Annotated in this window: 15 protein-coding genes; 14 read left to right on the top strand and 1 reads right to left on the bottom strand. The window is 62.7% G+C overall.

Features of this window, described 5'->3' with window-relative positions; genetic code table 11:
* The first annotated feature begins 26 nt into the window (after nucleotides 1-26).
* The 6 genes from ppa to BUB23_RS01020 all read left to right on the top strand — a co-directional run bounded on the left by ppa (nucleotide 27) and on the right by BUB23_RS01020 (nucleotide 4,620).
* Nucleotides 27-560, top strand: a complete 534-nt coding sequence (ppa, locus tag BUB23_RS01045; protein ID WP_073101131.1) for an inorganic diphosphatase — start codon at nucleotides 27-29, stop codon at nucleotides 558-560.
* A gap of 4 nt (nucleotides 561-564) precedes the next feature.
* Nucleotides 565-1,260, top strand: coding sequence for a fumarylacetoacetate hydrolase family protein (locus BUB23_RS01040; RefSeq protein WP_073101129.1), 696 nt, complete (start codon nucleotides 565-567; stop codon nucleotides 1,258-1,260).
* Between the two features lie 59 nt (nucleotides 1,261-1,319).
* Nucleotides 1,320-1,451, top strand: coding sequence for an entericidin A/B family lipoprotein (locus BUB23_RS01035; protein WP_073101127.1), 132 nt, complete (start codon nucleotides 1,320-1,322; stop codon nucleotides 1,449-1,451).
* Nucleotides 1,452-1,673: 222 nt separating this feature from the next.
* The gene (locus BUB23_RS01030) at nucleotides 1,674-2,639 is read left to right on the top strand and encodes a Bug family tripartite tricarboxylate transporter substrate binding protein (protein WP_245801118.1); all 966 of its coding nucleotides are present in this window, start codon (nucleotides 1,674-1,676) and stop codon (nucleotides 2,637-2,639) included.
* Nucleotides 2,640-2,663: 24 nt separating this feature from the next.
* Nucleotides 2,664-3,446, top strand: coding sequence for a citryl-CoA lyase (locus BUB23_RS01025; protein WP_073101123.1), 783 nt, complete (start codon nucleotides 2,664-2,666; stop codon nucleotides 3,444-3,446).
* Between the two features lie 22 nt (nucleotides 3,447-3,468).
* The gene (locus BUB23_RS01020) at nucleotides 3,469-4,620 is read left to right on the top strand and encodes a CaiB/BaiF CoA transferase family protein (RefSeq protein ID WP_073101121.1); all 1,152 of its coding nucleotides are present in this window, start codon (nucleotides 3,469-3,471) and stop codon (nucleotides 4,618-4,620) included.
* A gap of 9 nt (nucleotides 4,621-4,629) precedes the next feature.
* Here BUB23_RS01020 and BUB23_RS01015 read toward each other — a convergent pair whose 3' ends face one another.
* Entirely contained in the window at nucleotides 4,630-5,532 is a 903-nt protein-coding gene (locus BUB23_RS01015; protein ID WP_178372244.1) for a LysR substrate-binding domain-containing protein, read from the bottom strand.
* 159 nt (nucleotides 5,533-5,691) lie between these two features.
* On the opposite strand from BUB23_RS01015, the gene phnC reads away from it, so the two are divergent.
* From phnC to phnK, 8 genes are all read left to right on the top strand, one after another.
* Nucleotides 5,692-6,525 carry a phosphonate ABC transporter ATP-binding protein gene (gene phnC, locus BUB23_RS01010; protein WP_073101119.1) on the top strand — a complete coding sequence of 278 codons (834 nt, stop codon included), beginning with the start codon at nucleotides 5,692-5,694 and terminating at the stop codon, nucleotides 6,523-6,525.
* A gap of 86 nt (nucleotides 6,526-6,611) precedes the next feature.
* Nucleotides 6,612-7,616 (top strand): phosphonate ABC transporter substrate-binding protein, encoded by a 1,005-nt coding sequence (gene phnD / locus BUB23_RS01005; protein WP_073101117.1) that lies wholly within the window; start codon nucleotides 6,612-6,614, stop codon nucleotides 7,614-7,616.
* A 62-nt stretch (nucleotides 7,617-7,678) separates the two neighbouring features.
* Nucleotides 7,679-8,473, top strand: a complete 795-nt coding sequence (gene phnE / locus BUB23_RS01000; protein WP_073101115.1) for a phosphonate ABC transporter, permease protein PhnE — start codon at nucleotides 7,679-7,681, stop codon at nucleotides 8,471-8,473.
* A 57-nt stretch (nucleotides 8,474-8,530) separates the two neighbouring features.
* Nucleotides 8,531-8,992: a phosphonate C-P lyase system protein PhnG gene (gene phnG / locus BUB23_RS00995; protein WP_073101113.1), complete on the top strand. Its 462-nt coding sequence runs from the start codon at nucleotides 8,531-8,533 to the stop codon at nucleotides 8,990-8,992.
* Nucleotides 8,992-9,600 (top strand): phosphonate C-P lyase system protein PhnH, encoded by a 609-nt coding sequence (gene phnH / locus BUB23_RS00990; protein WP_073101111.1) that lies wholly within the window; start codon nucleotides 8,992-8,994, stop codon nucleotides 9,598-9,600. The genes phnG and phnH overlap by 1 nt, the downstream gene beginning before the upstream one ends.
* Nucleotides 9,601-10,701 (top strand): carbon-phosphorus lyase complex subunit, encoded by a 1,101-nt coding sequence (locus tag BUB23_RS00985; protein ID WP_073101109.1) that lies wholly within the window; start codon nucleotides 9,601-9,603, stop codon nucleotides 10,699-10,701.
* Nucleotides 10,698-11,573 (top strand): alpha-D-ribose 1-methylphosphonate 5-phosphate C-P-lyase PhnJ, encoded by an 876-nt coding sequence (locus BUB23_RS00980; protein WP_073101107.1) that lies wholly within the window; start codon nucleotides 10,698-10,700, stop codon nucleotides 11,571-11,573. The genes BUB23_RS00985 and BUB23_RS00980 overlap by 4 nt, the downstream gene beginning before the upstream one ends.
* Nucleotides 11,573-12,343: a phosphonate C-P lyase system protein PhnK gene (gene phnK, locus BUB23_RS00975; RefSeq protein WP_073101105.1), complete on the top strand. Its 771-nt coding sequence runs from the start codon at nucleotides 11,573-11,575 to the stop codon at nucleotides 12,341-12,343. Before BUB23_RS00980 ends, phnK begins: the two co-directional genes overlap by 1 nt.
* Nucleotides 12,344-12,351 lie beyond the last annotated feature (8 nt).

Here is a 12,351-nt window from a genome sequence, read left to right as displayed (position 1 = left end):
ATCCATATCTTGAGGCTGAACCTAGCATGAGCTTAGACCGCGTACCCGCCGGCAATAACTTGCCTGATGAATTCAATGTCATAGTCGAAATCCCCATGAATGCGGACCCGGTCAAATACGAAGTCGATAAAGAATCCGGCGCCGTGTTCGTGGACCGCTTCATGCTGACCGCCATGCACTACCCGTGCAACTACGGCTACATCCCCCAGACGGTATCCGACGACGGCGACCCGGTGGATGTGCTGGTGCTGGCTCCCTTTCCTATACAAATCGGAGCGGTGATACGCTGCCGTTCCATAGGCGTATTGATCATGGACGACGAGGCCGGCGGCGATGCCAAGGTCCTGGCCGTTCCGGTCGATAAACTCTATCCTCCCTACCGCCACATCCAGAAGCCGGAAGACCTGCCGCACGAGGATCTTGCCCGCATCCAGCATTTTTTCGAGCACTACAAGGATCTGGAAAAAGGCAAATGGGTGAAGGTCAAAGGCTGGGAAGGGCAGGAAGCTGCGCTTAAAGAAATCAGAGATGGCGCAGAGCGCTACGTAAAAGGAGCTTGATAGAATGGATACAATTATTCCCGCACACCCCGTCGCCGCTATTCCGGTGGCTGGTTCAGCCGCGGTATTCCCCGTGAGGCGCGTCTATTGCGTGGGCCGCAATTATGCCGAGCACGCCAAGGAAATGGGTTTCACCGGCCGCGAAGACCCTTTCTTCTTCAACAAGCCGGCCGATGCCCTGATCAACGTGGCCGACGGCCAGACGGGCGTCATGCCTTATCCGCCCAAGACGGCCAATCTGCATTATGAAATCGAACTGGTTGTCGCCCTGGACAAGGGCGGGCGCGATTTGACGACCGAGCAGGCCGCGCAATGCGTGTGGGGCTACGCCATCGGCCTGGACATGACGCGCCGCGACCTGCAAGGCGAAGCCAAGAAACAGGGCCGCCCATGGGAAGTCGGCAAGGCCTTTGACCAGTCGGCGCCGATAGGGCCTCTGCACCCCCGCGAACAGACCGGGACGCTGGATTCCGGCGCGATTTCGCTGAGCGTGAATGGCGTCGTGAAGCAGACCAGCGATTTGTCGCAAATGATCTGGAACGTCGCTGAATCCATCGCTTATCTGTCGGGCCTGTTCGAGCTGAAGGCCGGCGACATCATCTTTACCGGCACGCCTGAAGGCGTGGGCCCAGTGGTCGCGGGCGACACCATGGTCGGCGCGGTTGCCGGCCTTGGCGAACTCCGTGTGAAAATCGCTTGATCTCGCAGTAGAGTCCAGGCGTCTCGTCATTTAAAACACTTCTGTAAAAGGGGAAAATCATGGCTGCTCGAATTCTTGCCTGCCTGGCCTTGCTGGGCTGCATTGCCCTTGCGGGCTGCAACACCATGGCGGGCGCCGGCGAAGACATCAGCAAAGCCGGCGGCGCGATCACCAAGTCGGCGAACAAGTAAAGCCTGCGCATACAAACGGCAAAATCCGTCGTGCATGCAAGCCCCCTCATGGGGGCTTTTTTTTATCCCCGGCGCGCCGCCAAGGCAAAAACGCCATGCCATTTTTCTATCGATAGCATCGATTGAATCAATGGCTATTAATCATTTCCATATCTGGATTGAGCTTTGTAGAATGCCGATGAAGCCTAAAACATAAATCCCTGCACGATGGAGAGGACGAACATGAAAACATTATTGAAGCTGACGCTGCTGAGCATTGCCGCGGCCGGCAGCGTGGCGAGCGCCGCCGGCTATCCCGAAAAGGCGATACGGCTGGTGGTGCCTTTCGGGGCGGGCACGTCGACCGACACCACGGCGCGGGTCATTGGCGAAGCGCTGTCCAGGCAGCTGGGACAAAGCGTGGTGGTGGAAAACAAGCCAGGCGCCGGCGGCGCCATCGGCACGGACTATGTCGCAAAATCCAAGGCGGACGGCTACACCCTGAGCTTCGGCTCCGTGGGCACATTCGCCATCAACAAGGGCCTGTACAGCCGGCTGCCCTACGATCCCTCGAAAGACTTCACCTACCTCGCCATGCCGGGCTATACGCCCACGCTGCTGGTGGTAGGCAGGAATTCGCCGTACAACAGCCTCAAAGACCTGCTCGACGACGCCAAGAAGAATCCCGACAAGCTCGCCTTTGCCTCGGCGGGCAATGGCACGTCGGGCCATCTGGCCGGCGAATTGCTCAAGAAGATGGCGGGTGTCTCCATGCTGCATGTTCCTTATAAAGAGGGCGCGCAGGCCATGACCGACACGATAGGGGGGCAGGTGGCATTCATGTTCTACCACCCGGTTGCCGTCGTGCCGCATATCAAGGCCGGCGCGCTCAAGGCCCTGGCGGCAAGTTCCAGCAATCGGGCCACCCTGGCTCCCGATGTGCCGACCATCGCGGAGTCGGGATATAAAGATTTCGACTTGACCGCCTGGTATATGCTGGCGGCGCCTTCCGGCATGCCAAAAGAAACCGAGGACAAGCTGGTCGCCGCCGCCGACAAGGCCATGCAGGACCCCGCCGTGATCGACGCCTTGAAAAAGCAGGGCGTGGAGGGTTCCCCCCTGCCATCGGAAAAAATCGCCGCCTTTGTGGCCGGCGAAATCAGCAAATGGGCGGAAGTGATAGATTCGGCCCATGCGCGCATTGATTAATCACATCGATATACAGGTTTTCAAATGAGAATTGGCAAGCAGGACCAGCCCTTTACCGCGATATCCACCTCCGATGCGGCGTCCATTACCGTCAGGGGCAAGGACTTGTGCTCGGAACTGATAGGGAAAATGGGCTTCACCGACTATTTTTTCTTTATGTTGACGGGGCGCGAGCCCAGCGACGAGCAGCGCTTCTTTATCGACGCGGTGTTGTTGTCCATTGCGGAACATGGCCTGGTGCCCAGCGTGCAGGCGGCAAGAATGACCTATGCCGCTGCTCCCGAGGCGCTGCAGGGCGCGGTGGCGGCCGGCCTGCTGGGCTGCGGCTCCGTCGTGCTCGGCAGCACTGAGGCATGCGGCAGGTTTTTGAGCAGGCTCATCGCCGAGTCCAGGGAAAAAGGGCTGTCATTCGAAGAGGTCGCGGCCGGCAATCTGGCCGCCATGAAACTGAGCAAGGCGTCGATTCCGGGCTTTGGGCACCCGCAGCATTCCGAGGGCGACCCGCGGGCCAACAAGCTGCTGGCGCTGGCGGCGAGCCGGAACCTGGCCGGAGACCACATAACGATGCTGTACGCCGTGCAGGCCGCCATTCCCAAGGCGATAGGCAAGGGCCTGCCCATCAATGTCTCGGGCGCCATACCGGCGATCATGCTCGATATCGGCTTCCCCCTGGCCGCGCTCAAGGGCATCCCGATATTGGCGCGCACGGCAAGCCTGATCGCGCACCTGAACGAGGAAGCATCCAGGCCTATCGGTTTCGTGCTGTCGCATCATGCGGCGCAAGGCATTCAATACGACGGCGAGTGAACGGCCAGAGGGATGGAACAGCATGATTAAAGTACTGGACGGCATCACTGTCGTCGACCAGGGCACATTCATCACCGGGCCGGCGGCGGGCATGCTGCTGGCCGACCTGGGGGCCAAGGTGATCAAGGTCGAACAGCCGGGCACCGGCGACCCTTTCCGGGCCTTCAATGGCGGTCTGTACAGCCCCCATTACCAGACCTACAACCGCAACAAGAGCAGCATTGCGCTGGACACTCGCGATGCCGGCGATCTGGAAGTCTTCGACGACCTGATCCGCGGCGCGGATGTCTATATACAGAACTTCAGGCCGGGCGTGGCGGGCAAGCTCAATGCCGACGAGGAGCGTTTGCGCGCCCTGAATCCGGGCTTGATCTATTGCTCGATCAGCGGCTTTGGCGCCACGGGGCCGTCCGCGGGCCGCCCCGCCTACGACACGGTGGCCCAGGCGGCCAGCGGCCTGCTGCACCTGCTGGTCAATCCGGAAAATCCGCGCATCACGGGGCCCGCGCTTGCCGATTCGATCACCGGCATGTATGCGGCCTATGGCGTCATGGGCGCCTTGTTTGAACGCAGCAGAACGGGCAAGGGGCGCAAGGTGGAAGTATCGATGCTGGAAGCCATGTGCCACTTCAACCTGGACGCCTTTACGCATTTCTTTTCGGAAAACGAAGTCATGGGCCCTTACAGCCGGCCCAGTGTTTCGCAGTCCTATGTGTTTGAATGCGCCGACAGGAAATGGCTGGCGCTGCATATGTCTTCGCCCCAGAAATTCTGGGACGGGCTGGCCCTTGTCATAGGATTGCCGGATCTGTTCGAGGATGCGCGCTTTGTGGACCGCCCCGCCCGCATCAAGAACCAGGAAGCGCTCATCAAGATACTGGGCGATATTTTCATCAAGCATGACAGGAACTTCTGGTGCGCCGCCTTGACCGGAAAGGATGTTCCCCATTCCCCGGTCTACGATTCCAGCGAGGCGCTGGAAGATCCGCAGGCCAGGCATCTGGGACTGACCGTGGCGGGGCTGCACCCGACATTGGGCGAATTCAGGACCGTGCGCAACCCGATTTCCTTCGACGGGCAAAGGATGACCGAAGTGACTCCTCCGCCCTTGCTGGACGAGCAGCGCAGTGAAATTCTGGCGGCGCTGGGCAAGAAGCCGCGCGCGGCCGGCTGAGGACCGCCCCTAGTAGTTCTCCTTGACCAGCTTGGCGAATTCCAAAGCGGTTTGGGAATAATGCCGGTTCTTCTTCCAGAGCAGGGCGGCGGTGCGCGTCGGCGCCGGGTCCTGCAGGATAATCTTGTGCAGATCGGCTTCATCGGGAATGGCCCGCTCGGATATGATCGCTCCGATGGGCAGGGTCTTGACGAGGTGGATGATGGGGAAGATCGTGTTGGTTTCCGCCACCACGACCGGCTTGATCTTCACCTGATCGAAATAGCCATCCAGCAGCTTGCGCGTGGCGAATGTGCGCGACAGCAGCACCAGCGGCTGGTTATGCAGCTCCACCATCCGCAGCCGCTTGCGCGTGGCGAAGGGGTGCTCCCTGTTGGTGACCAGCACCAGCGACTCGGTGAACAAGGGTTCGGACCACAGGGCCTCCGAGGCGCTCGGCGTATAGGCGATTCCGATATCCAGGCTTTCGTCCACCAGCCGGTTTTCTATCTCCTGGGCCGGCAGCTCCAGAAGCTCCAGCTTGACCAGCGGAAACTGCTTCACGAACAGCGCCAGGTACTGGCCAAGCAGCTTTATGGAAAAGGTATGCGTGGCGCCTATCACCAGGTGGCCCGTGAGCGGCTGCTGAAACGACTTCAGCTCGCGCAAGGTATTGTCTATCCCTTCCACCGCCCGGGTGGCGCTGGCCAGAAAGTGCTGCCCGGCATGGGTCAGGGCTATGGTCTTGCCCTTGCGCGTCACGAGTTCCAGCCCGATTTCTTCCTCCAGCTGCTTGATTTGATGCGACAGGGTCGATTGAGTGATATAGAGCCGCTCGGCTGCGCGCGTGAAGTTCAAATGCTCGGCAAGCATCCTGAAATAGCGCAGATGTCGAAGTTCCATGGCGGTGTCCGTCAGTATGGGTATGGGCATATTAGACCTCATGCGGGCGATGTTCCGCCGCCGCTCCGCCAGCCGCCGCCGGCGCGTCATAAAACCGTCACCTGCGCTTAATCCCCGCGTCATACGCCGTCCCTAAGATGCTGGGCATCGAAGGCGATTTGTGTCGCCTGGCCTTTTGGGGATATGTGAATGAACACAGTGATCCGGGTCGAAGGCTTGAACAAAAGCTTCGGCGGCAAGCAGGTTTTATTCAATATGGGCCTGGCGGTCCAGCCCGGTGAAATGGTCGCTCTCATCGGCGCGTCGGGCTCGGGGAAATCGACCTTGCTGCGCCATTTGTCGGGCCTGGCCTGCGGCGACCGGCGCGACGCCGGCTCGATCGAGATTCTGGGCCGCCAGGTTCAGGCGGCGGGGCGCCTGAACCGCCGGGTGCGCCGCCTGCGCGCCGACATAGGCTACATCTTCCAGCAATTCAACCTGGTGGGGCGGCTGAGCGTCATGAGCAATGTGCTGCTGGGCTGCCTGGGGCGCGTGCCGCGCTGGCGCGGCTGCCTGGGTTGGTTCACGTCCGAGGAAAAAGCATCCGCCATGGCGGCCCTGGAGCGGGTGGGGCTGGCCGAATACGCCCATCGCCGCGCCTCGACCTTGTCGGGCGGGCAGCAGCAGCGCGTGGCCATCGCCCGGGCGCTCACCCAGGGCGCGCAGGTCATTCTGGCCGATGAGCCGATTGCGTCCCTGGACCCGGAGTCCGCGCGCAAGGTAATGGAAATCCTCGCCGATATCAACGGGAAGGATGGCAAGACCGTGGTGGTCACTTTGCACCAGGTGGATTACGCCGTGCGCTATTGCCGCAGGGTCGTGGCCTTGAAAGCCGGCCATATCCATTTCGATGGCTCGGTCGATGCGCTCAACGGCGTGTTTCTCAACGATCTTTATGGCGGCGACCTGGACGCCTCCCTGATGTTTCCCGACCATGCGGCGCGCGCCCGCGAGCCCCGGCCCCTGGCCCTGGTCGCGGCCTGATTCGGGCGCCGCAAAGCAGGTTTTTCCAACAGGCCTGCCGGGACAGCCGTCCAGGCAAGCCAACTGAGCACTACTGGAGTATCGATATGTTTAAAGGCATGCATCGCGTCGTTCTGGCTTCGGCCCTGGCTGGCATGACGATGGCGGGTCCGGCCCCGGCGGCCGAACCTGCGGAATTGAACTTCGGCATCATCTCGACGGAGTCGTCGCAGAACCTGAAAACCATGTGGGACCCTTTCCTGGCCGAGATGGGCAGGCAGACCGGCATGAAGATCAATGCTTTCTTTGCCCCCGATTACGCCGGCATCATCCAGGGCATGCGCTTCAACAAGGTGGATGTTGCCTGGTACGGCAATAAATCGGCCATGGAGGCCGTGGACCGCGCCGGCGGCGAAATCTTCGCGCAGACGGTGGCGGCCAACGGCAATCCCGGCTACTGGAGCCTGCTGATCGCGCACAAGGACAGCCCCCTGAATTCGGTCGAGGACATGCTCAAGAACGCCGCGAATCTCACCTTCAGCAATGGCGATCCGAACTCCACCTCGGGCTATCTGGTGCCGGGATATTACGTTTTCGCCAGGAACAATGTCGAGCCCGCCAAGATCTTCAAGCGCACCTTGAACGCCAGCCATGAAGTCAATGCGCTGAGCGTCGCCAACAAGCAGGTCGACGTCGCGACCTTCAATACCGAAGGCATGGAGCGCCTGGAGCAGACCAACCCGGCCAAGGCGGCTCAGCTCAAGGTGATCTGGAAATCGCCGCTGATCCCCGCCGACCCTATCGTATGGCGCAAGAACCTGTCGGCGGAAACCAAGAAGAAGATCAATGATTTCTTCACCTCCTATGGCGCCGACGAGAAAGAGCTCGCGGTGCTGGCCGGCTTGCAATGGGGCAAGTTCCGCGTGTCCAACGATGATCAACTGCTGCCCATCCGCCAGCTCGAACTGTTCAAGCAGCGCAGCCAGCTGAGCGCCGACAGCACCTTCGACGCCGCGGAGAAGCAGGCCAGGCTCAAGGATATCGACGCCAGCCTGGAAAAGCTCAATGCGCGCATGGAAGCGCTGGACAAGAAAGTCGCCAGCGCCAAGTAATGGCCCCTGCCATCATCCGGCAATCGGCCGGATGATGGCTTCTGATCTGGAACCCGCCGCACATGACCGCTTTTGCGTCCGCCGCCTTGCCCGACCCGCAGCTCAAGCGCCCCTGGTATCAATGGATGGCCTGGGCCTTGCTGGCGGCCATCCTGGCCTGGTCCTGGAAGGGCGCCGAAATGAATCCGGCCATGCTGTGGCGCGATGCCGGCAATATGCGGCTGTTCGCCGCCGATTTCTTTCCGCCCGATTTCCGCTACTGGCGGCTGTATCTAGGCGAAATGATAGTGACGGTGCAGATCGCCCTGTGGGGCACTGTCCTGGCCATCGTGTGCTCCATTCCCCTGGGCATTCTGTGCTCCGAGAACATCGCCCCGTGGTGGGTGTACCAGCCGCTGCGCCGGCTCATGGACGCTTTCCGCTCCATCAACGAGATGGTCTTTGCCATGCTGTTCGTGGTGGCTGTCGGCTTGGGGCCGTTCGCGGGGGTGATGGCGCTGTTCGTAGGCACCACCGGCGTCCTGGCCAAGCTGTTCGCCGAAGCGGTCGAGGCCATAGACAGCGGCCCGGTCGAAGGCGTCAGGGCGACCGGGGCCAGCGCCCTGCAGGAAGTGATCTACGGTGTCATCCCGCAGGTGCTGCCGCTGTGGATTTCCTACGCGCTGTATCGCTTCGAATCGAATGTGCGCTCCGCCACGGTGGTCGGCATGGTGGGCGCCGGCGGTATCGGCGTCACGTTGTGGGAAGCGATACGCGGCTTCCAGCTGGCGCAGACCTGCGCCATCCTCCTCATCATCATTGCCGTGGTGAGCGTCATCGACATCGTTTCGCAACGCTTGCGCAAGCATTTCATTTAAGGACGCAGGCCGGATGCCGCCGACCGTCGCCGCATCAGCTTATTTCCGGAGACCCGCATGAATAGTAGTGTAGACAGCAAGGGCGACGAAGCTGCCCCGCGCCAGCAATGGATGGGCGTCCTGGCCCGCGCCGGCAAGCAGCTCGATGCGTATGGCGAACAGCTGCGCGCAGCCGGCTATCGCCTGATCCGTCCGCCCGAAATCGGCATGGTGATGGTGCGCGGGCGCATGGGCGCCAGCGGGGCGGCGTTCAATCTCGGCGAAATGACCGTGACCCGTTGCGTGGTCCAGCTGGACGACGGTTGCACCGGCCATAGCTATGTGGCCGGCCGCAACAAGCCGCATGCGGAACTGGCCGCCCTGGCCGACGCGCATCTGCAGGGCGCCAGCCAGCAGCATTGGCTGGAGCGGCTGATAGTCCCGCTGGCGCGGGAGCAGTCGGCGCGCCGCGGCGTCAAGGCGGCGCAAAGCGCCGCCACCAAGGTGGATTTCATGACCCTGCGGCGGGGAGAGGACTGATGAAAGATGCATTGCTGCTGCCGGCCTTTTCCGATCCCGTCGTCCACGCCCAGCAGTCGTTTCGCCTGGCCCTGCGGGCCATGTCGGAGCCCGGCGCGATACAGGCGGTCGAGCATGCGCCGGCGCTGGATGCCCTGGCGCCGGCGACTTACGCCTTGTGCCTGAGCCTGCTCGATAGCGATACGCCGGTCTGGCTGGCGCCGGCCTTCGATACGCCGGGGCTGCGGGCCAACCTGGCCTTCCATTGCGGCTGCCCGGTAGTCGGCGAGCGCGGCGCGGCGGCGTTCGCCTTGCTGACGGCCGATGAATTCGGCGAACCGGGCGGACTGGGCGAATTCAGGCAAGGCAGCGATCGCGACCCGGAGCTTTCGTGCACCCTGCTGGTCCAGTTGCCGGGCCTGGAGGAGGGTGCGCCCTTGTCCTGGCAAGGCCCCGGCATCCGGCAGGAGCGGGTGCTGCGCCTGCCGCTGCCGCAGGCCTTCTGGCAAGAACGCAAGGACGCTTGCGGCTTCCCCAAAGGCCTGGATATTTTCTTTACCAGCGGGCAAAGGCTGCTGGCGCTGCCGCGCAGCACGCGCGTGCTCCACACCATGCAAGAGGTAGTCTGAATGTATGTTGCCGTCAAGGGTGGCGAAAAAGCCATCGACAATGCCCATGCCCTGCTGGCCGCAAAGCGCCGGGGGGACGCCTCGGTGCCCGAGCTGGGCGTGGAGCAGATACGCCAGCAAATGCCGCTGGCCGTGTCCCGGGTTATGGGCGAGGGATCTTTGTACGATGAAGAACTGGCGGCGCTGGCGATCAAGCAGGCCGCCGGCGACTTGCTGGAGGCCATCTTCCTGCTGCGCGCCTATCGCAGCACGCTGCCGCGCTTCATGGCCAGCCGCCCCCTACAGACCGAAGGCATGAGCCTGGAGCGCCGCATTTCGGCGACCTTCAAGGATTTGCCGGGCGGGCAATTGCTGGGCCCCACGTTCGACTACACCCACCGCCTGCTGGATTTCTCCCTGCTGGCCGAAGGCGCGGCGCCGCAAGCGGCGATGCACGAGCCGATGCCTCGCGAGCCGGCGCCGTGCCCGCGCGTGGTCGATATGCTGGCTCAGGAAGGCCTGCTGGCCGTCGAGGCCGATAGCGCGGGGGAGGTGCCCGACATCACGCGCGAGCCGCTGGATTTTCCCGCCGGCCGCGCGCAGCGCCTGCAGGCCCTGGCCCGCGCCGACGAAGGCTTCCTGCTGGCGCTGGGCTATTCCACGCAGCGCGGCTACGGCCGCAATCATCCCTTCGCCGGCGAGATCCGGATCGGCGCGATAGAGGTTTGGGTCGAGCCCGAGGAATTGGGTTTCGCCGTGCCCTTGGGCGATATCGAAGTGACCGAATGCGAAATGATCAACCAGTTCGTGGGCAGCAGGGACCAGCCGCCCCAATTCACGCGCGGCTATGGCCTGGCATTCGGCTGCGCCGAGCGCAAGGCCATGGGCATGGCCCTGGTCGACCGCGCCTTGCGCGCCGGGGAATACAACGAGGACATCGAGTCACCGGCCCAGCAGGAGGAGTTCGTGCTGATGCACTGCGACAACGTCGAAGCGGCCGGCTTTGTTTCCCATCTGAAATTGCCGCATTACGTGGATTTCCAGTCGGAACTCGATCTCATCCGCAAGCTGCGCCAGCCATCGGCCGGCGCGACTGACCTCATCCAGGAGAAACGGGCATGAATAGTCAGGCGCAGCAAGGCGGCGCAAGCGCGGCCGCGGGCTACAACTTCGCCTACCTGGATGAACAGACCAAGCGCAGTCTGCGGCGCGGCCTGCTCAAGGCCGTGGCCATTCCCGGCCACCAGGTGCCGTTCGGCGGCCGCGAGATGCCCCTGCCTTACGGCTGGGGCACGGGCGGCATGCAAGTGACCGCGGCCATACTGGGCCGCGACGATGTGCTGAAGGTGATAGACCAGGGGGCCGACGACACCACCAATGCCGTGTCGATACGGCGCTTCTTCACCCGCACGGCCGGCGTGCGGACCACCGAGCGCACGGTGGAGGCCAGCATCATCCAGACGCGCCACCGCATTCCCGAAACGCCGCTGCGCAGCGGCCAGATCGTGGTTTACCAGGTGCCCATCCCGGAACCCTTGCGCTTCATCGAGCCGTCCGATTCGGAAACGAAATCCATGCACGCCTTGAACGACTACGGCGTCATGCACGTCAAGCTGTACGAAGACATCGCCACATACGGGCATATCGCCACCGCCTATGCCTATCCCGTGATGGTCGACGGCCGCTATGTGATGGACCCGTCGCCGATCCCGAAATTCGACAACCCGAAACTCAATATGAGCCCGGCGCTGATGCTGTTCGGCGCCGGGCGCGAGAAGCGCCTGTACGCCTTGCCGCCCTACACCCGGGTGGAGAGCCTGGATTTCGAGGACTATCCCTTCGAGCTTCCGAAGTGGGAGCAGCGCTGCGCGTTCTGCGGCAGCGCCGAGTCCTACCTGGATGAGCTGATCGTGGATGACCAGGGAGGCCGGGAATTCGTGTGCTCCGACACCGATTACTGCCAGGAACGCCGCGCGGGCCAGGAGGCCGGATAATGAGCCCGCTGCTGTCGGTGCGCGATCTGACCCTGCTGTACGGCCCGGAAAAGGGCTGCCAGGGCGTGTCCTTCGATCTGTATCCGGGCGAGGTGCTGGGTATTGTCGGGGAATCCGGGTCGGGCAAGTCCACGCTGTTGAAAGTGCTGGCGGGCCGCGCCGCGCCCGACAGGGGGGCGGTGGCCTACCGCGACCGGCAGGACCGCGGCGTGGATCTTTATGCCGCCAGCGAAGCGCAGCGGCGCACCCTGCTGCGCACGGAATGGGGCTTTGTCGAGCAGAATCCGCGCGACGGATTGCGCATGAGCGTATCGGCGGGCGCCAATATCGGCGAGCGGCTGATGGCGCAGGGCGTGCGCCACTACGGCCAGTTGCGGCAGGCGGGGCTGGCATGGCTCGAGCATGTCGAAATCGATCCGCAGCGCATCGACGATTTGCCGCGCACTTTTTCGGGCGGCATGCAGCAAAGGCTGCAGATCGCCCGCAATCTGGTGTCCAGCCCGCGCCTGATTTTCATGGACGAGCCCACGGGCGGCCTGGATGTTTCGGTGCAGGCCCATTTGCTGGACCTCCTGCGCGGCCTGGTGCGCGAATTGCAACTGGCGGTGGTGATCGTGACCCATGACCTGGCGGTGGCCCGCCTGCTGGCCGATCGCCTGATGGTGATGCGCCGTTCGCATGTCGTGGAAGCCGGCCTGACCGACCAGATCCTGGACGACCCGCAACACGCATACAGCCAGTTGCTGGTGTCCTCCGTTTTACAGCCTTGAGGCAAAGA

The organism is Pollutimonas bauzanensis (assembly GCF_900129885.1).
In the GTDB taxonomy this organism is placed as follows: Bacteria; Pseudomonadota; Gammaproteobacteria; order Burkholderiales; family Burkholderiaceae_B; genus Pollutimonas; species Pollutimonas bauzanensis.
Note: the sequence above shows the minus strand (reverse complement) of the source record. Positions and strands in the feature narration are given on the sequence as shown.